Raw genomic sequence first — 24577 nt, forward strand, 5'->3', positions numbered from 1 at the left:
ACCGAACCCGCCCAGCCCGCCGCAGGCACGCGCAGGCATCAGGGGCGCGGGGAACTGCGCAACAACGCCCGCCCCCAACGAACCCGCACAGACAACCGCGCAACCGCCGGAGGCATCACGCCGAAGTCAGCTCGACCTGCACCTCGACCTCGACCGGCGCATCCAGCGGCAGCACCGCCACCCCCACCGCACTGCGCGCGTGCACGCCCGCCTCGCCGAGCACCTCGCCCAGCAGCTCGCTCGCGCCGTTGATCACGCCCGGCTGCCCCGTGAAGTCCGCGGCGGACGCCACGAACCCCACGACCTTCACCACGCGCGCGATCCGGTCCAGATCACCCGCCACGGACTTCACCGCCGCCAGCGCGTTCAGCGCGCACGTGCGGGCCAGCGCCTTCGCCTCCTCGGCCGTGACCTCCGCGCCCACCTTCCCGGTGACCGGAAGCTTGCCGTCGACCATGGGCAGCTGACCCGAGGTGTACACGTACACACCCGACTGCACGGCCGGCTGATACGCGGCCAGCGGCGGCACGACCGCCGGCAGCGTCAGCCCCAGCTCCGCGAGCCGTGCCTCGACCGTCCCGCTCACGCCGACTTCTCCCGCTTCAGGTACGCCACCAGCTGCTCGGGGTTGTTCGGCCCGGGCACGACCTGCACGAGCTCCCACCCGTCCTCGCCCCAGGTGTCCAGAATCTGCTTCGTGGCGTGGACGAGCAGCGGCACGGTCGCGTATTCCCACTTCTTGGTCATGCGGCCGACTTTAGCCGCTGCTCAAGCCCGGCTTTCAGCCGCTGCTCACCCACAGCTTGTGACCGAGTTATCCACAGCCTCCTGCTTAGGTTCGCCGCCGACTGGTTACGCTCGAATACGTGAGCAGGCTCCAGGTCGTCAGCGGCAAGGGCGGGACCGGAAAGACGACGGTCGCCGCAGCCCTCGCGTTGGCCCTCGCCACCGAGGGGAAGCGGACGCTTCTCGTCGAGGTGGAGGGTCGCCAGGGAATCGCGCAGCTCTTCGAAACGGAGGCGCTGCCCTATGAGGAGCGGAAGATCGCCGTCGCTCCAGGGGGCGGGGAGGTGTACGCACTGGCCATCGACCCCGAACTGGCCCTTCTGGACTACCTCCAGATGTTCTACAAACTCGGCGGAGCGGGACGCGCCCTGAAGAAGCTCGGCGCCATAGACTTCGCGACCACCATCGCGCCCGGCCTCAGGGACGTCCTCCTGACGGGCAAGGCGTGCGAGGCGGTCCGCCGCAAGGACAGGTCCGGCCGCTTCGCCTACGACTACGTCGTGATGGACGCGCCCCCCACCGGCCGTATCACCCGCTTCCTGAACGTCAACGACGAGGTCGCGGGACTCGCCAAGATCGGCCCGATACACAATCAGGCGCAGGCCGTGATGCGGGTGCTGAAGTCCAAGGAGACGGCCGTCCACCTGGTCACTCTCCTGGAGGAGATGCCCGTCCAGGAGACCGCGGACGGCATCGCCGAACTCCGGGCCGCGCACCTGCCCGTGGGCCGGATCGTCGTGAACATGGTGCGCCCGGAGGTGTTGGACGGCACCGACCTGGAACTCGTACGGACCGCACAGCGTTCAGCGGTGGCGAAGGCGCTGTCCTCGGCCGGGCTCGGCGGCGCCCGCCGCGGGGGCAACGCGGAGAAGCTGGTCGACCCGCTGATCCAGCAGGCCGAGGAGTACGCCGAGCGGTACGACCTGGAGCACGAACAGCGCTCGGTCCTCGGCGAACTGGGGCTGCCGCTGCACGAACTGCCCTTGCTGACCGAGGGCATGGACCTGGCGGGTCTGTACGAACTGGCCACCGAGCTGCGGAAGCAGGGGATGTCATGAGCCCGGACGCCGACCGGCAGAACGGAACCCCCCGGAATCCACGCCCGGACCGCTCCGATCGCCCCCACCGCCTCACCCCCGCACCCGTGCTCGACCTCGACCCCCTGATCGACGACCCGGGGACCCGCATCGTGGTGTGCTGCGGCTCGGGCGGCGTCGGCAAGACCACCACCGCTGCCGCCCTCGGCCTGCGTGCCGCCGAGCGGGGCCGCAAGGTGGTCGTCCTCACCATCGACCCGGCCCGCCGGCTGGCCCAGTCGATGGGCATCGACTCGCTGGACAACGTCCCACGCCGGGTGAAGGGTCTCGACGACTCCGCGAGCGGCGAGCTGCACGCGATGATGCTGGACATGAAGCGCACCTTCGACGAGATCGTCGAGGCGCACGCGGACGCCGAGCGGGCGGCCGCGATCCTGAACAACCCCTTCTACCAGTCGCTCTCCGCGGGCTTCGCCGGCACGCAGGAGTACATGGCGATGGAGAAGCTGGGGCAGCTGCGGGCCCGGGACGAGTGGGACCTGATCGTCGTCGACACGCCGCCCTCCCGCTCCGCCCTCGACTTCCTGGACGCGCCGAAGCGGCTCGGCTCCTTCCTCGACGGAAAGCTCATCCGGCTGCTCACCGCCCCGGCCAAGCTCGGTGGACGGGCGGGGATGAAGTTCCTGAACGTCGGGATGTCGATGATGACCGGCACCCTCGGCAAGCTGCTGGGTGGCCAACTCCTCAAGGACGTCCAGACGTTCGTGGCCGCGATGGACACGACCTTCGGCGGGTTCCGTACGCGCGCGGACGCGACGTACAAGCTGCTGCAGGCACCCGGGACGGCGTTTTTGGTGGTCGCCGCCCCGGAGCGGGACGCGCTGCGCGAGGCCGCGTACTTCGTGGAGCGGCTGGCCGCGGAGCGCATGCCGCTCGCCGGTCTGGTGCTCAACCGGGTCCACGGCAGCGGCGCCGAGCGGCTCTCGGCCGAGCGGGCACTCGCCGCCGCGGAGAACCTCGAGGTCACCGAGAACCTCGAGGCCGCGGAAAATCTTGGGACCGTGGAAAATCCCGAGGCCGCGGAAAATCTTGAAGAGCCCCGCATTGTCGATCAGGAGGGCGGGAAAGCTGGACTTCGTAACTCTCCCGACACGTACGGCAGTTCAGAATCTCCCGCTACCGAGGCACCGGCTTCCGACGAAGGCTCCCCCGCCGATTCGGAGAACCCGAGCTCGGAGCACACGGGGGAGGAGCGGTCCGCCCATCCGGCTGACCGGTCCGTCGACCAGCTCACCGCAGGCCTGCTGAGGCTGCATGCCGACCGTATGCAACTGCTCTCCCGCGAGCAGCGCACGCGTGACCGCTTCACGGCGCTCCACCCCGAGGTGGCGGTGGCCGAAGTGGCCGCGCTGCCCGGCGATGTGCACGACCTCGCGGGGCTGCGGAACATCGGAAACAGGCTCGCGGCCGGGCAGCCGGAGCTGCCCGCGACTGCCGTCGACTGACCCGGTGCCTGACGTGGCGGCTGTCCTGAGGGGTGCCCCCCTCAGCGCCGAGGGGTGTCCCCCTCAGCTCACCGCCGCGTAGTTCTCGTAGATCTCGTCGTCTTCGAGGGGCAGGATGCCGACCCCCCGCTCGTACTCGACGCGCGCCGTCTCCAGCAGCCTGCGCCACGACGTGACCGTCGGGCGCCGGCGCAGCAGGGCGCGGCGCTCGCGCTCTGTCATGCCTCCCCACACGCCGAACTCGACGCGGTTGTCCAGCGCGTCGGCGAGGCACTCCGTACGCACCGGACATCCGGTGCACACTGCCTTCGCCCGGTTCTGCGCTGCTCCTTGAACGAACAGTTCATCCGGATCGGTAGTGCGGCAGGCCGCCTGCGCACTCCAGTCGACTACCCAGCCCATACCGGCGCCGTCCTCTCCCGAATCGAGGCTCCCCCACGGCGGCAGCGGCATATTCACCGCCGCCAGTTGAGGACGTTACGGAAGGCAGGCACAGCGCAACACCCCCTTCGGGCCCAATCTTGAATGGCCCGAACGGACTATGCGTAAGCGGCAGATCACCCGGGGGAGTGAGCCCGCGACATACATGACTATCCCGGCAAACCAGGACACTTGTCTTGCGTCACAACGGGCACCTGATGACACACGAGGCGGATTCGGACACGTCCCCGACAAAAAAGTTGGGGAACGACCAGAACGATTCGGGGTCGCCGGACGTATTGATACGTGGCCCTACTGCTGTGACAGTTGAGAGCAGCTTAGGCCAACGCCTGTGCGCGTGTCCGGCGAATGAGAAGGTAGGGCGCTCCTGTCGCCATGCCCGCTCCGACGCGGTCGTGCCCGCTTCCGTCGCCATGCCGTGACATGGGCTCCCTCTGAACGCTCATGAGGACGGATTAGGCTGCCCCCTATGTCGAAGAAGCGCTCGGGTGGCGGTCTGTCGCCCACGCAGCAGGCCGCCAAGTTCCTCGGTGTCAGTGTCCTCGCGGGAGCGGTGATGGCCGGCATCGCGCTGCCCGCGGCCGGCGCGCTCGGGCTCGCGGCCAAGGGGTCGGTGGAGAGTTTCGACGACCTCCCGACCAACCTGAAGACCCCGCCGCTGAGCCAGCGCACCACGATCCTCGACAGCGAGGGCGGCACCATCGCCACGGTGTACTCACGCGACCGTACGGTGGTCGACCTCAAGAACATCTCGCCCTACATGCAGAAGGCGATCGTCGCGATCGAGGACTCGCGCTTCTACCAGCACGGCGCGGTCGACCTGAAGGGCGTCCTGCGCGCGCTCAACAAGAACGCCCAGAGCGGGGGTGTCGCCCAGGGCGCCTCCACGCTGACGCAGCAGCTCGTGAAGAACGTCGCGGTGGAGGAGGCCGGTGACGACCCGACGAAGGTCGCCCAGGCCACCCAGCAGACCCTCGGCCGCAAGATCCGCGAGCTGAAGTACGCGATCCAGCTCGAAGAGGAACTCGGCAAGAAGAAGATCCTCGAGAACTACCTGAACATCACCTTCTTCGGCCAGCAGGCGTACGGCGTCGAGGCCGCCTCCCAGCGCTACTTCTCCCGGCACGCCAAGGACCTCAGCCTGGAGCAGTCGGCGCTGCTCGCGGGCATCGTCCAGTCCCCGAGCCGCTACGACCCGGTCAACGACGAGGCCGAGGCGATCAAGCGGCGCAACACCGTGCTCCAGCGCATGGCCGAGGTCGGCGACGTCTCCCAGGCGGAGGCCGACAAGGCCAAGGAGCAGCCGCTGGGCCTCAAGGTCAGCAAGCCGAAGAACGGCTGCATCACCGCGGTCAAGGGCGCCGGCTTCTTCTGCGACTACGTCCGTGAGGTCTTCCTGACCGACCCGGTCTTCGGCAAGACCCAGGAGGCCCGGGCCAAGGTCTGGAACCAGGGCGGCCTGACGATCCGGACCACCATGGACCCGCAGGCCCAGGAGTCGGCCCAGGACTCCATCAAGGAGCACGTCTACCAGAAGGACGACGTGGCCACCGCCGCCACCATCGTCCAGCCCGGCACCGGCAAGATCTTGGCGATGGGCCAGTCGCGGCCGTACGGCATCAACAACAAGCAGAACCAGACGACGCTCAACCTGTCGGTCAACCAGGACATGGGCGGCGGCGCGGGCTACCAGCCCGGTTCGACGTTCAAGGCGATCGTGGCCGCGGCCGCCATTGAGGGCGGGACGCCGGCGACGCAGCAGTACGCGTCGCCGTACAAGATGGACTACCCGGCCCCGGTCCAGGCCTGCAACGGCAAGGTCTGGAACGAGAAGGGCATCCCCGTCACCAACGAGAACGAGTCCGAGGTGGGCCCGTACGCGATGAAGGAGGCGACCGCGAAGTCGGTCAACACCTACTACGTGCAGCTGATCAGCGACATCGGCATCTGCCCGGTGACGGAGATGGCCGCGAAGATGGGTGTGGAGCGCGCCGACGGCGGCAAGATCCAGCAGGCCCCGTCGATCGCCCTGGGCACCCAGGAGGTGTCCCCGCTGACGATGGCGAACGCGTACGCCACCTTCGCCTCGCGCGGAATGTACTGCACCCCGGTCGCCATCGAGTCGATCACCCAGCGGGTCGGCGAGAAGTCAAAGTCGCTCCAGGTGCCGAAGTCGACCTGCTCGCGGGCGATGTCGGAGACCACCGCGGACACCATCAACACGCTCCTCAAGGGCGTGGTCGAGGACGGTACGGGTAGCCAGGCGGGCCTCAGCGGCCGCGCCAGCGCCGGTAAGACCGGTACGACGGACGAGCGCTACGCGGCCTGGTTCGTGGGCTACACGCCGAACATGGCCGGTGCGGTCTGGGTCGGCGACCCGGCGCACAAGCGCCAGATGAAGAACATCACCATCGGTGGCGTCTGGCACTCCAAGGTGTTCGGTGGCGAGGTCCCCGGACCCATCTGGCGCGACATGATGAGCGGCGCCCTGGAGGGCAAGGACGCCCCGAACTTCACCCTCGTCAACATCCCGGACCCGCCGAAGGCCAACGGCGACGGGAAGGGCGACGGTGACAAGGGGGACAGCCGCGGGAACGACAACGGCGGCAACGACAACGGTGGGAACGACGGCGGCAACGACGGAAACACCACCTTCCCGTCGCCGACCTTCTCGATCCCGGAGAACTTCATCCAGGGCACGAGCAACGGGAACGGGAACGGCAACGGGGGCGCCGGCGGGCGCGGCTGACGCCCGCACACTCCCCTACGGATGAGAGCCCGGTCCCGCTGAATGCGCGGGACCGGGCTCTCGTACGACGGGCAGGTGCTGTTCTCAGCCGGCCAGGAGCTTCTTCACCGCGGCGGCGACCCGTCCGCCCTCGGCCAGACCGGCCACCTTCGGGTTCACGATCTTCATGACGGCGCCCATGGCCCGCGGCCCCTCGGCGCCGGCCGCCTTCGCCTCCTCGACGGCCTGGGCGACGATGTCCTTCAGCTCCTCGTCGCTGAGCTGCTTGGGCAGGTACTCGGCGAGGACCTCGCCCTCCGCCTTCTCCCGCTCGGCGGACTCGGCGCGACCACCCTGGGCGAACGCGTCCGCCGCCTCGCGGCGCTTCTTCGCCTCCTTGGTGATCACCTTCAGGACCTCGGCGTCGGAGAGCTCGCGCTTCTCCTTGCCGGCGACCTCCTCATTGGTGATCGCGGCGAGCGTCATCCGGAGCGTCGAGGAGCGCAGCTCGTCGCGCCCCTTGATCGCGGCGTTGAGGTCTACCTGCAGCTTCGACTTGAGCGTGGTCATGGGTTTGATTGTCGCAGGTGCGGGGTGGGGGGTGCTCGCGCATTTACGAGGGGCATTACGGGGTTTCGGCCGCCCGGTGGGCCGCCCGGTCAAGGATGTCCTCGTGATCTGACACGATGGAGGCATGCGCGCGCGATACGGAGTTCCCTTGGGCATCGCGGCGGTTGGCACCGCCGGCCTCGTCTATTCGGCGGGTTTCGAAGCCCGTTCCTTCCGGCTGCGACGAGTGACGGTCCCCGTCCTGCCGCCCGGTATGCGCCCCCTGCGGGTGCTCCAGGTGTCCGACATCCACATGGTCGGCGGCCAGCGCAAGAAGCAGCGCTGGCTGCGCTCGCTGGCGGGCCTGCGCCCGGACTTCGTGATCAACACGGGCGACAACCTGTCGGACCCGGAGGGCGTGCCGGAGGTCCTGGACGCGCTGGGCCCGCTGATGGAGTTCCCGGGCGCGTACGTCTTCGGCTCCAACGACTACTACGGCCCCATGTTCCGTAACCCCGTCCGCTACCTGTACGAGAAGGCGCAGGGCCGCCACGGCCTGAACGGCAACCCGCCCGCCGTGAACGTCATCCACAACCCGTGGGAGAACCTGCGGGACGGGTTCGACGCGGCGGGCTGGCAGAACCTCACGAACACGCGCGGCATGCTGAAGATCGAGGGCGTGTCGGTGGAGCTGACCGGCCTGGACGACCCGCACATCAAGCGGGACCGGTACGCCGAGGTGGCCGGCGGCCCGTCGGGCGCGGCCGACTTCTCCATGGGCGTCGTACACGCCCCGTATCTCCGCGTCCTGGACGCCTTCACGGCGGACGACTACCGGCTGATCCTCGCCGGCCACACCCACGGCGGCCAGGTCTGCCTCCCCTTCTACGGCGCCTTCGTCACCAACTGCGACCTGGACACCGACCGGGTGAAGGGTCTGTCCCGGCACACGGCGGAGGGCAGGACGTCGTATCTGCACGTGTCGGCGGGTTGTGGCGCGAACCGCTATACGCCGATGCGGTTCGCGTGCCCGCCGGAGGTGACGTTGCTGACGCTGGTGGGCCGGGAGTAGGGAGGGCTTCGGGAGAGGAAGGGCCTCGGGAGCAGGAAGGGTTACCGGTAGGAAGCGTTAACCCGCACGGTTCGCCCGTATCGCCCCTTTTGCCGGTTATGCCTAACGTGAGGGCATGACCGCGCCGATACCCAGGGACATCCCCGACCTCCCCGCGCTTCCGGGCATGCCCGTCTTCCTGCCCTCGATCGTCCCCGCCACGGCGGTGGTGGCTCCCGTACGCCATCCCTTGGCCGCCGCCTACCGTGTGCTGGTGGCAGTGCTGGCCGCAGGGGCCGTGACTGTCGAACTGCTCCTGAGCAGCGCGGTCCGCACCCTGAGCTATTTCTCGGTCCAGAGCACGATCCTGCTGGCGATGGTGCTCCTGCTGTCGGCCCGCAGGGCATGGACCGCCCGCCGCCCCCTGCCGTCCGCCCTGACGGGCGCGGCCCTTCTCTACGTCACGATCACGGCCCTGGTGCACCACGTGCTGCTGGCGAACGCGGCCAGCCCCTTCGTCCTGACGGGCCAGGCGGCGAACCCGACGGGCTGGCACGCGGTGACCACCCACCTCATGCACACGGTGATCCCCGCGGCGGCACTGGCGGACTGGCTCCTGCTGACGGCCCCCGGCCGCCTGCACCTGCGCCAGGCGGCGACCTGGCTGCTGTACCCCCTGGCGTACCTGCTGTTCTCCTTCACCCGAGGCGAACTGATCCTCCCGGGCACGGCCGGCCGCTACCTCTACCCCTTCCTGGACGTGGACCTCCGCGGCTACAAGAACGTCCTCGGCAACACCCTCCTCCTCGGCCTCTCCTTCTACGCCCTCGCGATCCTCCTGGTCGCCCTCGACCACGCCCGCCCGAACCTCATCCGCCACCGCGCCAAAACCGGATTTCGTCTCCAGCCACCGGTGGGCTAAAGTAAACGACGTCGCCGCGAGGAGCAGCGACGATCGGGGTGTAGCGCAGCTTGGCAGCGCGCTTCGTTCGGGACGAAGAGGTCGTGGGTTCAAATCCCGCCACCCCGACCAGGTTAGAGGGCATCTACTACTTGAGTAGGTGCCCTCTTCCCGTGTCCCCCTCTTCCTGATCTTCGGCGAAGATCTCGTCCATCGCTTCAGCCCCCTGTGTGATCACCGGACGGAGCTGCTTGCGGTAGACCACTTCTGTCGTCGCCTGGCTACTGTGACCGGCCAAGAGGGCGATCCGCTCCAACGGGATGCCGTTGTCAGAGAGCAACGAACGAATCTGTGCCGCAACTCCCATGGTGTCCACTCCCGCACGTCGCGGTGTGGCGCTCCCGCCGCGCTTCGCGGGGCGCGCCGTCGCCCTCGCGACGCGGCGCGGTTCAACGGCTAGTCCCTCTCCAGCGACGGACTCGCCCAGGTCTACGGCTTCACGGACCTCGACGGCAGCCGCCCCGACTCCTTGCGCTACCTCGTCGAGGTCCAGGACGCGGGCAAACCGGCGGGCACGACCGGATACCGGTGACCCGCATGCCGCCGGAGTGTGCTTGGCCGGGGACTTACTCGTGTGGCCCGGAGAAGCGGTCGAGCAGTGCGTCCAATCCGGCTGCCAGGCCCTCCGGGCCGCCGCGTTCGGCGAGGGCGGGGGTGCTCTCGCGCAGCCTGGGCAGGTCCTTGGCGGGAAGGCGGTGCAGGCCGAACCGGAACGCGGGGTCCGGTTCCTCTGGATTATCCACCATGGCGCGCAGGTCCACCGACGTATACCCGAGCACCCAGGCGGTGAAGGCGCGGAGGACTGTGGCGCTTTGGGCCTCGTCCAGTCCGGCGTCGCGGAGCAGGGTGAGCACCCGTTCGTGATCCCTGAGGACGGGCAGCGGTCTGCGGGCCAGCGGGACCGCCATCATGCGGGTGGACAGCAGCGGCACCACCTGGGGGTGGTCCATGCAGACCTGGTACATGGTCAGAGCGATGCGTTGCAGGTCGGCTCGCTGCTCGAAGTCACCGGCGGTCGGTGCCGCGGCCGAGACGGGCGCCTGGTCGAGGCGGTCCTCCAATTGCAGGTAGAGGGCCTCGACCAGCCCGTCCACCAGGGCTTCCTTGCCGGGCACGTAGCGGTACAGGCTCATGGCTTCCACGCCGAGATCGGCTCCCAGGAGACGCATGCTCAGTGCGGAGAGGCCTTCGCGATCAACCAGTTCCAAAGCGCCGGCCAGGACACGCTCACGGCTGAGTTTCGCAGGACGCCCGCGGTCGCCGGATCGATCCGTGCCGGCGGCTGATTCGTTCGCCATTCGCCTGCCTCCTCAAGGCTCGACGCGGCGCCGGGGCCGATGCCACCTAGTGATCATTTCTCCAGCTCGCCCCATACGACGAGCCGGTGGATGTATGTTCCGTTCCAACCGCGGTCCGTACAGGTGGTGAGCGTGATCCGAGCCTTGTCCGGCCTGGCACCCGGCCTGTTGGGAACGGGAAGCACGACGCCGACGTCGGAGGGCTTGACGACCTCGGTCCGGGTGACCCGGTAGGTGTATGCCTTACGGTGCCAATAGATCTTGATCTCGTCGCCCTTTGTCAGGTCCGGCAGCCGATGAAACGGCTGCCCCCACCCCGTGCGGTGACCGGCAATCGCAAAGTTGCCGATTTCGCCCGGCATGGCCGTCCCCGGAAAGTGCCCGGGGCCCTTCGCAAGAGCACTCTGAGACACGCCCTCAACGATCACGGGGTCATAGCCCGAGCCGAATCGAGGAATCCTCAGCGTCGCGAGCGCGCCGCCTTCGTGAGGGACCTCGGCCGACGTCTGGGCCTCTTTGTGCAGTGTCTGCTGGATGGCTCTGTACTGATTGTCCGAGTGCCAGGTCTTGAGAAGCGTGAAGCCTCCCAGGAGCAAACCGACGAGTATCAGGCCGATACCCAGAAGTTGACTTGCCTTTTTCATGTGCGACCCCGGTCAGGAGTCGTCCTTGACGTTTCGGGGAAACAGCCGCAGCACAGCGAATCCCGACGAGATCAGAACGAACACGATGATCCAGAACCAGATGCTTCCCGGGCCGCCCGTGAGGGGCAGAACCCCTGCCCCACTGGTTCCGCCCATTGTGGCCCCTGCGCCTGCATAGTTTGCCATGATCGTCTCCTCTGTCTGTTCGGTCCCTTTCCGGGGACTGCTTGGAACTACCAGTTTCGCTCTCGTTGAAGAGCTGTATCGACGAGCGCACGGAGGTGCACTCCCTGCAGAAACAGGTCGTAGAACCATTCAGGTATGACCAGCATCGATGCAATCGACACACGCCAACCCCTGGATTTTGCGGTGACTGCCCGCTCAATCGAGTAGAAGGCGGTGAAGGCAATCCAGAACGGCGCAATTCTCAGGCCCGATCCAGCAGCGAGGAACCACAGGACCGAACCTACATATACGGTCGACACGGATACTCCGAGGAACGCCACGACCTGCCTGCCCCAACCTTCTGCGGTGTAACGAGTCACGCCGTAGCCGATCAGATTCTCGAGCGCTCCGCGCTTCCAGCGAAGCCGCTGCTTCGCAAGGGCTCGCCATGTTTCCATGACTTCAGTACTCATGGTCGCGCGGGCCGGAGCGACGATGCGGAATCCGAGATGCTTCAGAGCGAGCGTGAGCTCGTTGTCCTCGGTCAGTGCCTTCGTGTCGTACACTCCGTCGGCCGGTGGCAGAAGACCAGATTCTCGGGCGGCGAGCACACCTTTCAGAGCGCCGGCCTTGAAAAGGCAGGCGGTGCCTGTCAGGCAAAGTACCTTGCCGTTCTTTCGAGCCGTGTCCCGGGCGTACCGGGCGAACTCATTGCGTTGGAAGACGCCACAGAGACTGCCGCCCGAACGACCCCGGAAGTTCCCGCCCACGGCGCCGTAGCCCTGCCCCAACTTCCGGGTGGTCACCTCGATGAAGTGAGGATCCAGATACGTGTCGGCGTCCTGGATGAGGATTGCGTCGTCGTCTGCCAGGTTCGGCAGCAATCTGTCCAGCGCTCCGTTGAGATTACCGGCCTTCTTATGCCTGTTGCCGACCGAATGCCAGACTTCGGCGCCCGCCTCTCGGGCAATTCGCTCCAGTTCTTCGGTTCGACCGCTGTCCTGGTGCGGATCCAGAGTCACGATGATGCGGTCCGCGGGACGCGTCTGCGTCTGCAGCGCATCGAGGACTTGGGGGAGCGAGTCCGTCTCCCTGTAGGCGGGTACGAGCGCCGTCACCCTCGGGGCTCCCGGCTCGGGTTGCCGGCGAAGGGGGCTCGGGAAGGGCCGGTCGCAACTCGTCGTCATGTCGATCACCACGCACTCCGTGCGGCTGGAGGGCTGCCTTCTCTCCGTCCCATCCGCGCTGCACTCGTAAGTTTACGATGTATCCATACGTACGACACTTAGTGCGTAATGTCAAGGTTTGACTGCATCGCCGCTCGGGCCACCCATGCCTGCCGGGGTGTCTGCCCGGCTGATCATTCCGGCAGTCGGTTCGGCTCATGCGCGATACGAAGCGCTTCGAGAAATACGGAGTTCACCGACGCGACGGGCGCCCGGGTCCTGGTGACCGACGCCGACGCGGCCGTGGCCGAACGGACGGCGGCGGCGGCGGCCCTGAGGGAACAGGGGCTCTCGGCCTGGTAGGACTCCGTCAGGTCGGGGGGATCTCGCTGATTGGTGTGTGGTCCAGGGTCGGGCCAGGGGCTGGTGGCACATGGTGCACAGGCCGGTCCAGCAGTTCAGCAGGTCTTGGAGGCCATCGAGGATCGCAACGATCGACGTCCGGGCGACACAAAGACTGCACAACGCCGGCTTCTCGGTCGGCCACGCCCTGCGCGGCGAGGCCCAGCCAGTCCGGACGCCTGGGAGCCATCTGGGAGCCAACCCGCTCCCCGAGCCCCTTCGAAACCACCCGAGACCACGACAGCCCGACGCTGCGACCAGGCCAAACGACATCGGCACTGGCAAGATCAGTAACCGAACCTCATTCGGGACGAAGGTCGTGGGTTCAAATCCCGCCACCCCGACAGCTAAATACCAGTTCAGAGGGCCCTCACTGATTCAGTGAGGGCCCTCTGGCGTTGCTGATGCCGTCCATGACCACGGCACCGGTCTGGATCACGGGCTCAATCTGCCTCCGGTAGACCTTCTCGGTCACGGCCGGGCCGGCAGTGTCCGCCGAGACGGGAGATCTCCTCCAGCGGCAGAGCCCAGAAGCGGTAGATGCCGCCGTTGCGGAGCCGGCACCGGCGCACACCACAGCGGCAACCAGTTCAGGCGGGCATAGCCTTCAGCCCAGGGAAGCCACAGGTCGGCCGTTCGTCCAGCTCAGCGAGGTTCCCGAACTCAGCGTGCGGACGGTGCTGACGTAGATCAGGCCGATCGGTACCGTCACAGACCATGGCGAACGACGCTGTGCCCGAGAAGGTGGCGTGGATCCTGGTGCGGGATGAGCGGGTGCTGGTGACGCGTAGTCACGGCAGAGATCGTTTCTACCTCCCGGGCGGTCATCGTGAGCCGGGTGAGTCCGACGGCGAGACCCTGGTGCGGGAGATCGACGAGGAACTGCGGACGGCGATCGACTCCGGCTCCATGGTGCACTTCGGCACTTTCGAGATCGGCGAGGGCCATCCGGAGCACGACCCCTTCCGGATGATCTGCTACACCGCCGATCACCGGGGTGAGCTGACTCCGTCGCGGGAGATCGCTGAGAAGGCGTGGTTCCGCTACGCCGACAGGGGCCGGGTCTCGGCCGTCGACGCGATGGTCTTCGACGCGCTTCACGAGGCCGGGCGGCTGTCCTGATCCCGTGACCGCTGTACAGACAGCTGCGAAGTACAGCAACCTCAATGACCGTCGCCGGGCCAGGATCGGCGGTCTGCGGCAGAGTCGGGGACGCCGCGCAGTACGTCGTAAACGCGGGCCGGCGCCCGGCAGCACGACTACTCCGGCCACCGCGCTCCCAGCCCCGCCTCCTGACCCCCCATCCGAGGCAGCAGGCACGCCGGCCGCACGCACCGGTCCGAGTCGTCGCCCCCGCCAAGGCAACCCGCACACCGGCCCCGCCGCCCGGACCGGTCTCACGGCCCGTCGGTGGTGGCCGCGTCTCGCAGGGCCGAGAGGAGGCTGCGGAGGGCTGGCTGGTCGAGGGCGGTTTCGCGGGCGATCGCCGAGATGGACCGGACCGGTTCGGGGTTGCGGACCGGGCGTACGACGACGCCGGGGTGCCGGGCGCGCAGGCCCAGCCTCGGCATCAGGCCGACACCGAGACCGGCCGCGACGAAGCCCTGCGCGGTGGCGTAGTCCTCGCTGCGGATGACGAAGTCGGGGCTGAAACCGGCCGCCGCGCAGGAGTCGAGCACCGGTTCCAGGCACGGGCCGGGTGGTTCGCTGCCGACCCACTGCTCCCCGGACAGCTCGTTCAGGTCGATGCCCTCCCGGTCCGCCAGGGGATGTCCCAGCGGCAGGACGGCGACGTACGGGTCGTCGAGCAGATGGACCAGGCGGAAGCCGTCCGCGGCCCGGCCCCGCGCCTGCACGACCACCGCGAGGTCGGCCCGCCCCCGCGCCACTTCCTGGAACGGGTCCTCCGGGTCGGCGAGTTCGAGGTCGACCCGTACGCCCGGGTGTTCCGCGCGGAGCCGGGCCAGGGCCGGGGCCACCAGTGTGGAGCCCGCCGTGGCGAAGTATCGGACCGACAGGGTGCCGATGCGCCCGGCGCGCAGGTCGGCGAGGGCGGTCTCCGCCTGGGCGACCGCCGAACTGATCAGGGCCGCGTGCTCGGTGAGCAGCAGACCGGCGGGGGTGGGCCGCACCCCGCGCCCGACCCGTTCGAGGAGCGCGGTACCGGCCTGCTTCTCCAGCGCCGCCACCTGCTGGCTGACGGCGGACGGTGTGTAGCCGAGGTGGGCCGCGGCCGCGGTGACCGTCCCACTGGTCACCACCGCGCGCAGGACCTGGAGGCGCCTCACATCAAGCATGTAGCGCAGCTTAACAGAATGGGTAGAACCATTTGCTTGTCCTCACAGTTCGGCTGGGGCATCGTCGAAGAACCGGACGGAATGGATCACGCACCGGTTGGACCACGTACCGGTCGTCTGCCGGCCGGATGAAGGAGAGCGACGTGAGCAGTGGGCCACGGAGTCTGCGGGGCGGAGTACGGGTGGCCGTGCTCGCGCTGCTGTGGGGCTCGACCTTCCTCTGGATCGAACTGGCGCTGCGCGGCCTCTCCCCGCTCCAGGTCACGTTCGTCCGCTGTCTCCTCGGCGCGCTCGTCCTCACCGTCGCCTGCTACGCGTCGGGCCGGCGCCTGCCCCGCGGCCGGACCGTCTGGCGGCACATCGTCGTCGCCGCCCTCTTCTGCAACGCGCTGCCCTTCGCCCTGTTCAGCCTGGGCCAGCAGACCGTCGACTCCGGCCTCGCGGGGGTCCTGAACGCCACGACCCCGCTATGGTCGATCGCCCTCGGCCTGGCCCTCGGCTCGGAACGCGGACTGCGCCCGGCCCGTCTGGCGGGCCTGCTCCTCGGCTTCGCCGGCACGGTTCTCATCCTCGCCCCGTGGCGGTCGGCCGGGGCCACCGGCTGGGGAGCCCTCGCCATTCTCGGCGGGGCCGCCAGCTACGCCGTCGCCTTCACCTACATGGGTCGCACCCTGGTGCGCCGGGGCACCCCCACCATCTCGCTCTCCGCCGCCCAGCTCGTCGCCGCGAGCGGGCTGACCGCCGTCGCGATGCCCATCGGCGGCCTGGAGTCGATCGATCCCGGCCCGGCGGTCGTGGTCGCGGCGCTGGTCCTCAGCGTGTTCTGCACCGCGATCACCTTCCACCTCACCTACCGGATCATCAACGACGAGGGCGCCACCAACGCCGCGGTGGTCGGCTATCTGCTGCCCGTGGTCTCCGTGCTCCTCGGCGCGGTCGTCCTGGGCGAGGCCCTGAGCGTGCGGGTCGTGCTGGGCATGGCCGTCGTGCTGGTGGGGGTCGGGTTGACCCGGCGGAAGGATGCCGCGGCCTCGGCGGCTGCCCGGACCGGCGAGAAAACGGTCGAGGACGCATCGGCATCGGCCTCCTCACCCGCACCCGCCCGCACACCCACACCCACACGCACATCCGCCTAAGACGGACCCACCGAAGTCGACCCCCGGTACGATTGCGCAACCTCTAAACTGTCGGCGTGGACGCAGCGGAGACAGTGGTGGAGACGGCCGACGTGACCGGGTGGGAAGTCGCCGTCCTCGACGGCGGACCGGCCGACGGGATGCGGGTCAAGGTCGCCGACCGGCCCCGGGTCGTGCAGGTGTCGTACCCCTGCCGGGCGGAGGGCGCGCCGTCCGGGGTGCGGGTGGACGGTGTCTACGTCTACCGGCTCGATCACGGGGTGACGGACGAACCCCTGCGGTACGGGTTCGACATCGCCTGCCCCTGAGACGGTCAGTCTCTCGCCCGGCCACCCGTGCGGCGGCGCTCGTGGCGCGTCCACGCCGCCAGCAGCCCTACGGCGTACAGGGCCAGGACGGCCGCGAGCAGTCCGTAGTACACGCCGGGCAGTGCGGTCAGGCCCAGGGACGGGCCCAGCGGGGACGCGGGCAGGAGCAGACCGGTCGCGGCCAGTGCGGCGGCGGACCAGGTCACCGGGCCCGGCCGCCGACGGCGCCCGCCGCGCGAGCCGCGCGACGCGAGTGACCCGAGCGAGCCGAGTGACAGCAGCACCATCACCACGGCCTGTGTCAGCAGGTTCTCCGTGAACCAGCCCGAGTGGAACAGCGCCTCGTCGTCGCCCGGGCCGCGCAGGGCGAAGGCCAGGGCACCGAAGGTCGCCAGGTCCGCCACGGCGTTCAGGGCACCGAATCCGACGATGAACCGGAGCAGCTCCCGGGGGTCCAGGACGCTCGGCCGGCGCAGGGCGGACGGGGCGGGACGGTCGTAGGCGAAGGCCAGTTGGGCCGCGTCGAAGCACAGGTTCTGGACGAGGACCTGGGCCGGGAGCATCGGCAGGAAGGGCAGCAGGAGGCCCGCGGAGAGCATCGCGATCACGTTGCCGAGGTTGGAGGAGAGCGTGATGCGCAGGTAGGTGGAGATGTTGCCGCCCGCGTGCCGGCCGGCGGCGACCGCGTGGCCGATCGCGGTGAGGTCCTTCCCGGCGAGGACGAGATCGGCGTTCTCCCTGGTCACCCCGGCCGCGTCGCGTGGGGCGATGCCTACGTCGGCGGTGCGCAGGGCGGGCAGGTCGTTGACGCCGTCGCCGAGGAGGCCGACCGTGTGGCCGCCGGCCTGGAGGGCCCGGGTGATCCGCGTCTTGTGCTCGGGGGTGCAGCGGGCGAAGACGGTCGTACGGCGGGCCAGGTCGGTGAGTTCGGCGTCGGTGAGGGTGTCGAGGCGGTCGGCGGTGACGACGCCGGCCATCGGAACCCCCAGTTCACGGCAGGCCCGGACCGCGGTGCCCGGGTGGTCGCCGGTGAGGACCTTGACGGTGACGCCCCGCCCGGCGAGTTGGGCGAGGGCCTCGGCGGCGGTGGGGGCGAGGTCGTCCCGCAGGGTGACGAGGCCGTGGAAGGTGAGGCCGCGTTCGAGGGGACGGGTTCCGGCGGGGCGTTCGGCGGTGGCGACGGCGAGGACCCGCAGCCCGTCCGCGGCCTGTGCGTCGGCGAGGTCGCGCAGGCGGGAGCGCTCCTCGTCGGACAGCGAACAGCGTGGCAGTACGGCCTCGGCGGCGCCCTTGGTGATCAGAGTGTGCGTGCCGAGCCGACCGGGGGTGCGGACGACCACGGTGGCCAGGCGGCGGCCCGGGTCGAACGGGAGGGCCGTGACGCCGTCGTACGACGTGAGGGCGTCCTCGTCGGCGGCGGCGAGCAGGGCCTCGTCCAGTGCGTCGGGGGCCGGGAGGTCGGTGAGTTGGAGTGACCACCAGGCGGCGGCCGCCGCCCAGCGCAGTACCCCGGGGTCGTCGTGGCCGTCGGCGTCCAGTGCGCGGTGGAACACCGGGCGATCCTGGGTGAGGGTGCCGGTCTTGTCCACGCACAGGACGTCCATGGCGCCGATGTCGTGCAGGGCGGGGAGCCGTCGCACGATGACGCCGTGCGTACGGGCGAGGAGGGCGGCGCCGCGGGCCAGGCAGGTGGTGACGAGGACCGGCAGCATCTCGGGGGTCAGCCCGACCGCCACCGCGACGGCGAAGGGGAGGGTCTCCAGACCGCGGCCGCGCAGAGCGGCGTTGGCCATGAGCACCAGGGGCGGGGTCAGCAGCGCGAAGCGGATCAGGATCCAGGAGACGCCCTGGACGGAACGTTCGAATGTGGTCGCCGGGGGCTTTCCGGTACGGCGGTGCGCGGCGGCGAAACGGGTGTCGCCGCCGGTGGCGGTGACCACGGCGGTGGCACTGCCGGAGGCGACACTGCTGCCCTGGAAGCAGAGCCGGGGGTCCTGGAAGACACCCCCGTCCCCGTCCCCGTCCCCGTCGCCGTCCCCCTCCCCCGGTTTCTCGCCCGCGGACTTCTCCACCGGTGCGGACTCCCCGGTGAGTGCGGCCTGGTGGACGGTGAACCCGGTCGACCGCAGCAGTCGTACGTCCGCGGGGACCAGGTCGCCCGGGCCGAGCCGTACGACGTCGCCGGGGACGAGTTCCTCGACCGGGATCTCACGGGTGGCCGGGGCCGTGTCCTCGTCGACCCGGCGCTGGACCGTGACGGTGGTCGCCACCAGGCGGCGCAGGCCTGCCGTGGAGCGGTCGGCCCGGTGCTCACCGGAGGCCCGCAGGACGCTGCTCACGGCGACCAGCAGGAGGATCACCGAGGCGGTGCCCCAGGCGAAGACGGCGGCCGACACCAGTCCCAGACAGAGCAGCACCGCGGTGAAGGGGTCGCGCAGACTCCGTGCGAACAGGCGGGGCCAGGAGGGGTCCCGGGCGTCCGGGATCACGTTCTCGCCGAACCGCGCCAACCGCTCCGCCGCCTGCACCTCGCTCAGCCCTCGCGGCCCACTGTCCAGTCGACGGAGGACTTCGAGGAGGCTCGCTGCGGGGGCACCTGGGCGGGGTCCGAGGTCGCCCGCGCCCGCACCGGCTGCGGCAGGGACAGCGCGCAGGACCGGAGGGGCAGGCGAGGGGGACGCGGGCGAAGCCTCGGGGGCGGCCGGAAACGCGGAGGCGGGGGGCGACAGGTCAGAAGCGGCGGGGTCGCCCGCCGACCCGGCCTCAAAACCCGACCCAGACACGGCCGAAACCGAAGCAGAGGGCCCCCCGCACGCCGACCCGACCGAACCGGTGACCACGACCGGCGAAACCGGCCCCCCCGTCAGCCGATCCGAGTCACCCGGCACCGCCATCGACCCAGCCGGGCCCGGAGAGACAGAAGCGCGGGGCGACAAGTCAGAAGCGACAGAACCGCCCGCCGACCCGGCCTCAAAACCCGACCCAGACACGGCCGAAACCGAAGCGGAGAGCCCGCCGGACGCCGACCCGACCGAACCGGTGCCCACGACCGGCGAAACCGGCCCCCCCGTCAGCCGATCCGAGTCACCCGGCACCGCCATCGACCCAGCCGGGTCGGTGGGCGCGGGGCTCGAAGACCCCCGAAGAACAGACGCCGGCCTCGACTCGCCCCCCACACCCGGCGGGGCCGGTTCAGAGGGCGGGGCGTCCGGAGCGGCACTCCCGGACACCGCCCCGTCCGGGTCCCCGGGCGCTCCGGGCGCCTCCGACTCCTCAGACACCGGCCTCGCGCAGTCGGTCCGAAGGGCCGGAGGAGGTCTCCCGGGCCGTCAGCTGGCCGACCATGACGCGGACGACGGTCACGATGTCGGGGTCGTCGACGTAGTAGATCTGCCGGCGGCCCTCGCGGCGGGAGCGGACGAGCCCGGCGAGTTTCAGTTTCGCCAGGTGCTGGCTGACCGCGGGCAGCGCGCCGCCGACCCGGTCGGCGAGGTGGGTGACGTCGCTCTCGCCCTGGGACAGCGCCCACATGATGTGCAGCCGGGCGGAGGAGGCGAGGAGTCCGAACACGGCGGCCGCCTCGGCGAGCACCTCCGCCGACGGGTCCTGGACACCGCCGACGATCTTCGCCACAGCCCTCTCCCGTCCTCTCGGGTCAACCGCGGCGACCGGGTCAACCGCATCGATCACATCGAACCGCCGGCCCCAGTGTAGGGGCGGCGCAGTGATCGTCCCGCTTCGTCCGGTACCGGTCCCTCCCCTCGTGGGGACCGGTACCGGAGGAAGCGGGTGACCGTGGGCTGAATGTGGGCTGAGTGTGGCCGAGAACGTACGGCGCGCTGGTTGGCATCTGGAGCGCCTGGCTGGTGGCCTGTCACGGCATCGCCCGTTGGCTGCGCCGCAGGGTCGTGATCCTGCCAGCCAGGGGACCCGTATGAGGAGGTTCCGGTGCCGGAGGCGGTGCGTCACCGCAGGTCAGCCATATAAAGTGAGTTTTCCGGTCCGGATTTCAACCGCGAGGCACGTAAGGGGTGGAAGACCTTGAGCTCCGACTCAGGAGCACGCACGGCCTTCGCGGAGCGTCTCGCGCTGTTGTACAGAGAGGCAGGGAATCCGCCCCTCAAGCGGGTGTCCGAGGGAGTCGGCCGGCTCCAGCGGGTGGACGAGCGGGGGCGGCCCGTCCGGGTGTCCGCGCAGCGGATCAGCGACTGGCGGCGGGCCCGGAACGTACCCGCTCAGTTCACCGCCCTCGCGGCCGTCCTGCACATCCTCATTCCCGAAGCCCGGCGTATCAGTCCCACCCCCGTCTCCGCCGGTCTGTACGACCTCGGCCAGTGGCAGCGGCTGTGGGAGCGCGCGCTGGCGCCGGACGAGGACGAGGGTTCCCAGCCGGAGCCTCCCGCCGGGGTCTGCCCGTACCGCGGCCTGGCCTCCTACCGGCAGGAGGACGCCCGCTGGTTCTTCGGCCGGGAACGCAGCACGGAGGCACTCGTCACCCTGCTCCACTCGGCGACCGCGACCGCGACCGGCACCGGCACCGGCGGTCTGGTGATGCTCGTGGGCGCCTCGGGCGCGGGTAAGTCCTCGCTGCTCAACGCGGGTCTGGTGACGGCCCTGGAGGAAGGCGCGCTCGGCGAGGGCGGCGGCCGCACGATCCTTCAACTCGTGCCGGGCGCCGATCCGCTCACAGAACTGACCGGTCGTATACCCGAGCTGAAACCGGTCGTCTCGGGCGCGGAGACGGGCGGACCGGACATCGACCATCCGCCGGAATTCACTCGGGCCGTCCGGGAAGCGGTCGCCTCGTGGGCTCAGCGCGAGGCCGCCGCCGCCCGGCCGGTGGTGATCGTCGACCAGTTCGAGGAGGCGTTCACGCTCTGCGCGGACGAGACGGCCAGGCGTACGTTCGTCCAGCTGCTGCACGCCGCCTGTACGCCCGCGGGACCGGACGCGCAGGCGCCCGCGCTGGTCCTCCTCGGCATCCGCGCCGACTTCTACGAGCGCTGCCTCGACCATCCCGAACTGGCCGACGCGCTCCAGCACCGGCACATGGTGCTCGGGTCGCTCACCGGCGGGGAACTGCGCGAGGCCGTGACCGGTCCGGCCCGGGCCGTGGGCCTGGAGCTGGAGCCGGGGCTCGTGGAGCTGATCGTGCGCGAGGTGAGCGCCGACGGTCCGCGCGGGGCGCACGACGCGGGCGTGCTGCCGCTGCTCTCGCACGCCCTCCTCGCGACCTGGCAGCGCCGCAAGGCGGGCCGGCTGACCGTGGCCGGCTACCGCGCGGCCGGCGGTATCCAGGGCGCGGTCGCCGCGACCGCCGAGCGGGCCTGGTCCGGTCTGGACCCGGCGGCGCGTACGGCGGCCCGGCTGCTGCTGCTCCGTCTGGTGCGGCTCGGCGAGGACACCCAGGCCACCCGCCGGCGCGGCACCCGGCGCCGGCTGGTCGCGGAGTCGACGGACCCCGGCAAGACCGAGGAGTCCCTCGAGGCACTCGTGCGCGCCCGGCTGGTGACGCTGGACGCGGAGACCGTGGAGATCACCCACGAGGCGCTGCTGACGGCCTGGCCGCGGCTGCGCGAGTGGATCGACGAGGACCGCAGCGACCATCTGCTGCGCCAGCGCATCGAGGAGGACGGCCGCTCCTGGGAGGGCTCGAACCGCGACTCCTCGCTGCTGTACCGGGGATCGCGGCTGGAACAGGCGCGCACCTGGGCGAAGTCCGCCGGGGACACCTATCTCACCCGCAGCGCGGTGGAGTTCCTGGCCGCCTCGGTCCGGCTGCGCCGGCGTACCGTCCTGATCGCGCGGGGCGCGGTGTCGGCCCTGGTGGTCCTCGCGATGGTGGCCGTCGGTTCGGCGGTGGTCGCCTGGCAGCAGCGCAACGACGCCGTGTTCGAGCAGGTCGTTGCGGAGTCGGACCGCGTCCAGTACACGGATCCGTCGCTGTCCGCCCGGATCGACCTGGTCGCCCACCGGCTCAGGCCCGATGACGAGGGCACCAACACCCGTCTGATCTCCATCGTCAACGCGCCGCTGGCCACCCCGCTCACCGGGCACACCGGCGCCGTCTACCTGACCTCGTTCAGCCCGGACGGAAAGCTCCTCGCCACCGCCAGCTACGACCGGACCGTCCGGCTGTGGGACGTCAGCGACCGCCGGCACCCCCGGGCGCTGGGCGAACCCCTCGCCGGTGGCACGAGCTGGGTGAGCAGCGCGGTCTTCAGCCCGGACGGCAGGACGCTGGCCAGTGCCGGGGACGACGGGAAGATCCGGCGCTGGGACCTCGCCGACCCCCGCCGGCCCAGGCCCCTCGGCACTCCCCTGACCGGTCATCGCGGCACGATCTATCTGATCGCCTTCAGCCCGGACGGCGAGACCCTGGCCTCCGCCGGTGAGGACAGGACCGTACGGCTCTGGGACATGCGCGGCGCCAAGAGGCCGCCCACCACGCTGGCCGGTGCCGGTGCCGCCGTGCGGTCCGTGGCGTGGAGCCCCGACGGGCGCACGCTGGCGGCCGGTGGTGACGACAACACGGTCCGACTGTGGAACACGGCCGATCCGCGGCGGCCCCGGGAGTACGACCAGGTGCTGAAGGGGCACACGGGTCTGGTGCACTCGGTCGCCTTCAGCCCGGACGGCACCGAGCTGGCCAGCGGCAGCGCGGACGACAGCGTACGGCTGTGGGACGTGAGCGACCCGGCCGAGCCGAGTCCGGTCGGCTCGCCGCTCACCGGGCACACCGGTCCCATCTGGTCGGTGGCCTTCAGCCCCGACGGGGGCATGCTGGCGGCCGCCAGCGCGGACAGCACGGCGAGCCTGTGGAACGTGAGGGACCCGGCGTACCCCTCGCAGATCGGCGAGCCCCTCGCCGGAAGCAGCGGTGAGATGTACGCGCTGGGCTTCAGCCCCGACGGCCGGACCCTCGTCACCGGCAGCGGCGACAGCAAGGTGCGCCTGTGGTCGATCCCGGCGGGGGACCTGGTGGGCAGCAGCGGGGCGTTCCGGCGGGACGGCGAGGTGCTCGCCACGGCCGGGCGGGACGGGAGGATCCGGCTGTGGAACGTGACGAACCCGGCCCGGCCCGTGGCCCTGAGCGATCCGTTCACACCCGTGGTGCGCGACCCGGACTCCCAGGTGCTGTTCTCCCCCGATGGCCGCACCCTCGCGGTCCTCACCACCGGCCGGGTCCACCTGTGGAACGTCACCGACCCGGCCCACCCCGTCCCCTATGGCCCGGCGCTAGTCCTGCGTTCCCGGTTCATGGGTCCGGACGCACTGGCGTTCAGCCCGGACGGACGCACCCTGGCCACCGCCTACGACAGCCGCAGCCTCCAGCTGTGGGACGTCACCGACCCGGCCCACCCGGCCTCCCACGGCCCGATCGCCGGCCACAAGGGGTACATCGACGGCCTCGCCTTCAGCCCGGACGGCCGGACCCTGGGCAGTGGCAGCGCGGACGGCACGATCCGGCTGTGGAAGGTGACGGACCCGGCCCGGACGACCCCGCTCGGCGAACCGCTCACCGGCCACACCGGACCCGTCAACGTGCTCGTCTTCAGCCCGGACGGGCACACCCTGGCCAGCGGCGGCAACGACGACACGGTCCGGCTGTGGAACGTGGCCGACCCCGCGCACGCCGAGCGGACGGGCGCCGCGCTCACCGGGCACACCGAGGCGGTCGTGTCGCTCACGTACAGCCGTGACGGATCCACGCTGGCCAGCGGCGGCAACGACAACACGGTCCGGCTCTGGGACGTGGCCGACCCGTCCTCGGCCGGCCCCATCGGGCAGTCGATGAGCCCCAGCGCCAAGACCGGCAGCTTCCTCTCCTTCAGCCCCGACAGCCGCATGCTCGGGGTCTCCAGCGGCTCGGACACCATCCGGCTGTGGGACCTGGACGTCGACGACGCGATCAGCCGCATCTGTGCCACGACCTCGAACGTTCTGACCCGCCGGGCCTGGGAGGAGTACCTGCCGCGGCTCTCGTACGATCCTCCGTGCGACTGAAGCGCATGACGTGATCCCGCTCACAACTTCTCTCCACAGCCGAGCAGTCCGCTCCCGCTGTTCCTGCGGCCTTGTTAGTGTTGGCCACAGCCCGAC

At 70.1% G+C, this 24577-nt stretch carries 19 protein-coding genes, 1 tRNA gene and 3 pseudogenes; 11 read left to right on the plus strand and 12 right to left on the minus strand.

The window, feature by feature from the left end:
* Positions 1 to 115: 115 nt before the first annotated feature.
* Complete coding sequence (locus ABZT06_RS32670) at positions 116 to 586, minus strand: RidA family protein (protein WP_355749094.1); 471 nt, start codon at positions 584 to 586, stop codon at positions 116 to 118.
* Positions 583 to 747, minus strand: a complete 165-nt coding sequence (locus ABZT06_RS32675) for a DUF4177 domain-containing protein (RefSeq protein WP_099966959.1) — start codon at positions 745 to 747, stop codon at positions 583 to 585. The genes ABZT06_RS32670 and ABZT06_RS32675 overlap by 4 nt, the downstream gene beginning before the upstream one ends.
* 119 nt (positions 748 to 866) lie before the next feature.
* On the opposite strand from ABZT06_RS32675, the gene ABZT06_RS32680 reads away from it, so the two are divergent.
* Both ABZT06_RS32680 and ABZT06_RS32685 read left to right on the plus strand, forming a co-directional pair.
* Positions 867 to 1844 (plus strand): ArsA-related P-loop ATPase, encoded by a 978-nt coding sequence (locus tag ABZT06_RS32680; RefSeq protein ID WP_355749098.1) that lies wholly within the window; start codon positions 867 to 869, stop codon positions 1842 to 1844.
* Complete coding sequence (locus ABZT06_RS32685; protein WP_355749101.1) at positions 1841 to 3328, plus strand: ArsA family ATPase; 1488 nt, start codon at positions 1841 to 1843, stop codon at positions 3326 to 3328. The genes ABZT06_RS32680 and ABZT06_RS32685 overlap by 4 nt, the downstream gene beginning before the upstream one ends.
* Before the next feature lie 63 nt (positions 3329 to 3391).
* Here ABZT06_RS32685 and wblA read toward each other — a convergent pair whose 3' ends face one another.
* Positions 3392 to 3730, minus strand: coding sequence for a transcriptional regulator WblA (gene wblA / locus ABZT06_RS32690; protein WP_030324083.1), 339 nt, complete (start codon positions 3728 to 3730; stop codon positions 3392 to 3394).
* A gap of 508 nt (positions 3731 to 4238) precedes the next feature.
* Between wblA and ABZT06_RS32695 the strand changes: the two genes are divergently transcribed.
* Positions 4239 to 6518, plus strand: a complete 2280-nt coding sequence (locus tag ABZT06_RS32695) for a transglycosylase domain-containing protein (protein ID WP_355749104.1) — start codon at positions 4239 to 4241, stop codon at positions 6516 to 6518.
* Between the two features lie 84 nt (positions 6519 to 6602).
* Here the strand turns inward: ABZT06_RS32695 and ABZT06_RS32700 are convergent, their stop codons facing one another.
* A complete protein-coding gene (locus tag ABZT06_RS32700; RefSeq protein ID WP_355749107.1) occupies positions 6603 to 7067 on the minus strand; it encodes a GatB/YqeY domain-containing protein in 465 nt (154 codons plus the stop codon).
* Between the two features lie 124 nt (positions 7068 to 7191).
* Here ABZT06_RS32700 and ABZT06_RS32705 point away from each other — a divergent pair, with 124 nt between their 5' ends.
* The 3 genes from ABZT06_RS32705 (at position 7192) to ABZT06_RS32715 (ending at position 9130) form a co-directional block, all read left to right on the plus strand.
* Complete coding sequence (locus ABZT06_RS32705) at positions 7192 to 8118, plus strand: metallophosphoesterase (RefSeq protein ID WP_355749110.1); 927 nt, start codon at positions 7192 to 7194, stop codon at positions 8116 to 8118.
* Positions 8119 to 8233: 115 nt separating this feature from the next.
* The gene (locus tag ABZT06_RS32710) at positions 8234 to 9019 is read left to right on the plus strand and encodes a Pr6Pr family membrane protein (protein WP_355749113.1); all 786 of its coding nucleotides are present in this window, start codon (positions 8234 to 8236) and stop codon (positions 9017 to 9019) included.
* Positions 9020 to 9053: 34 nt separating this feature from the next.
* Positions 9054 to 9130: transfer RNA gene (locus ABZT06_RS32715), tRNA-Pro, on the plus strand.
* Between the two features lie 16 nt (positions 9131 to 9146).
* Here ABZT06_RS32715 and ABZT06_RS32720 read toward each other — a convergent pair.
* A pseudogene (locus tag ABZT06_RS32720) lies at positions 9147 to 9376 on the minus strand (tyrosine-type recombinase/integrase); the annotation flags it as partial.
* Positions 9377 to 9434: 58 nt separating this feature from the next.
* Here ABZT06_RS32720 and ABZT06_RS32725 point away from each other — a divergent pair.
* Positions 9435 to 9590 (plus strand): annotated as a pseudogene (locus ABZT06_RS32725) (short-chain dehydrogenase); the annotation flags it as partial.
* Between the two features lie 34 nt (positions 9591 to 9624).
* On the opposite strand, the gene ABZT06_RS32730 reads toward ABZT06_RS32725, so the two are convergent.
* From ABZT06_RS32730 to ABZT06_RS32745, 4 genes and pseudogenes are all read right to left on the minus strand, one after another.
* Positions 9625 to 10356 carry a TetR/AcrR family transcriptional regulator gene (locus tag ABZT06_RS32730; protein ID WP_355749116.1) on the minus strand — a complete coding sequence of 244 codons (732 nt, stop codon included), beginning with the start codon at positions 10354 to 10356 and terminating at the stop codon, positions 9625 to 9627.
* A gap of 53 nt (positions 10357 to 10409) precedes the next feature.
* Entirely contained in the window at positions 10410 to 11000 is a 591-nt protein-coding gene (locus ABZT06_RS32735) for a class E sortase (RefSeq protein WP_355749119.1), read from the minus strand.
* A 233-nt stretch (positions 11001 to 11233) separates the two neighbouring features.
* On the minus strand, positions 11234 to 12283 hold the full coding sequence (locus ABZT06_RS32740; RefSeq protein WP_355749122.1) for a glycosyltransferase family 2 protein: 1050 nt from the start codon (positions 12281 to 12283) through the stop codon (positions 11234 to 11236).
* An 820-nt stretch (positions 12284 to 13103) separates the two neighbouring features.
* Positions 13104 to 13257 (minus strand): annotated as a pseudogene (locus ABZT06_RS32745) (site-specific integrase); the annotation flags it as partial.
* Between the two features lie 193 nt (positions 13258 to 13450).
* Here ABZT06_RS32745 and ABZT06_RS32750 point away from each other — a divergent pair.
* On the plus strand, positions 13451 to 13855 hold the full coding sequence (locus ABZT06_RS32750) for an NUDIX domain-containing protein (RefSeq protein ID WP_355749125.1): 405 nt from the start codon (positions 13451 to 13453) through the stop codon (positions 13853 to 13855).
* 275 nt (positions 13856 to 14130) lie between these two features.
* Here the strand turns inward: ABZT06_RS32750 and ABZT06_RS32755 are convergent, their stop codons facing one another.
* A complete protein-coding gene (locus ABZT06_RS32755; RefSeq protein WP_355749128.1) occupies positions 14131 to 15030 on the minus strand; it encodes a LysR family transcriptional regulator in 900 nt (299 codons plus the stop codon).
* 143 nt (positions 15031 to 15173) lie between these two features.
* On the opposite strand from ABZT06_RS32755, the gene ABZT06_RS32760 reads away from it, so the two are divergent.
* Both ABZT06_RS32760 and ABZT06_RS32765 read left to right on the plus strand, forming a co-directional pair.
* A complete protein-coding gene (locus ABZT06_RS32760) occupies positions 15174 to 16166 on the plus strand; it encodes a DMT family transporter (protein ID WP_355749131.1) in 993 nt (330 codons plus the stop codon).
* A gap of 56 nt (positions 16167 to 16222) precedes the next feature.
* A complete protein-coding gene (locus tag ABZT06_RS32765; RefSeq protein WP_355749134.1) occupies positions 16223 to 16474 on the plus strand; it encodes a hypothetical protein in 252 nt (83 codons plus the stop codon).
* A gap of 5 nt (positions 16475 to 16479) precedes the next feature.
* Here ABZT06_RS32765 and mgtA read toward each other — a convergent pair whose 3' ends face one another.
* A complete protein-coding gene (gene mgtA, locus ABZT06_RS32770; RefSeq protein ID WP_355749572.1) occupies positions 16480 to 19128 on the minus strand; it encodes a magnesium-translocating P-type ATPase in 2649 nt (882 codons plus the stop codon).
* Positions 19129 to 19747: 619 nt separating this feature from the next.
* Entirely contained in the window at positions 19748 to 20107 is a 360-nt protein-coding gene (locus tag ABZT06_RS32775) for a metalloregulator ArsR/SmtB family transcription factor (protein WP_355749137.1), read from the minus strand.
* 408 nt (positions 20108 to 20515) lie between these two features.
* Between ABZT06_RS32775 and ABZT06_RS32780 the strand changes: the two genes are divergently transcribed.
* Positions 20516 to 24481, plus strand: coding sequence for a WD40 repeat domain-containing protein (locus ABZT06_RS32780; RefSeq protein ID WP_355749140.1), 3966 nt, complete (start codon positions 20516 to 20518; stop codon positions 24479 to 24481).
* Positions 24482 to 24577 lie beyond the last annotated feature (96 nt).

It is taken from the genome of Streptomyces sp. NPDC005483 (assembly GCF_040606035.1).
GTDB lineage: Bacteria > Actinomycetota > Actinomycetes > Streptomycetales > Streptomycetaceae > Streptomyces.

Bases quoted from the DNA above. Each gene is read 5' to 3' on its own strand.
- ABZT06_RS32735 (WP_355749119.1), bottom strand. From the start codon at position 11,000: ATGAAAAAGGCAAGTCAACTTCTGGGTATCGGCCTGATACTCGTCGGT.
- ABZT06_RS32730 (WP_355749116.1), bottom strand. From the start codon at position 10,356: ATGGCGAACGAATCAGCCGCCGGCACGGATCGATCCGGCGACCGCGGG.
- ABZT06_RS32695 (WP_355749104.1), top strand. From the start codon at position 4,239: ATGTCGAAGAAGCGCTCGGGTGGCGGTCTGTCGCCCACGCAGCAGGCC.
- ABZT06_RS32675 (WP_099966959.1), bottom strand. From the start codon at position 747: ATGACCAAGAAGTGGGAATACGCGACCGTGCCGCTGCTCGTCCACGCC.
- ABZT06_RS32685 (WP_355749101.1), top strand. From the start codon at position 1,841: ATGAGCCCGGACGCCGACCGGCAGAACGGAACCCCCCGGAATCCACGC.
- ABZT06_RS32755 (WP_355749128.1), bottom strand. From the start codon at position 15,030: ATGCTTGATGTGAGGCGCCTCCAGGTCCTGCGCGCGGTGGTGACCAGT.
- ABZT06_RS32705 (WP_355749110.1), top strand. From the start codon at position 7,192: ATGCGCGCGCGATACGGAGTTCCCTTGGGCATCGCGGCGGTTGGCACC.
- wblA (WP_030324083.1), bottom strand. From the start codon at position 3,730: ATGGGCTGGGTAGTCGACTGGAGTGCGCAGGCGGCCTGCCGCACTACC.
- ABZT06_RS32710 (WP_355749113.1), top strand. From the start codon at position 8,234: ATGACCGCGCCGATACCCAGGGACATCCCCGACCTCCCCGCGCTTCCG.
- ABZT06_RS32700 (WP_355749107.1), bottom strand. From the start codon at position 7,067: ATGACCACGCTCAAGTCGAAGCTGCAGGTAGACCTCAACGCCGCGATC.
- ABZT06_RS32750 (WP_355749125.1), top strand. From the start codon at position 13,451: ATGGCGAACGACGCTGTGCCCGAGAAGGTGGCGTGGATCCTGGTGCGG.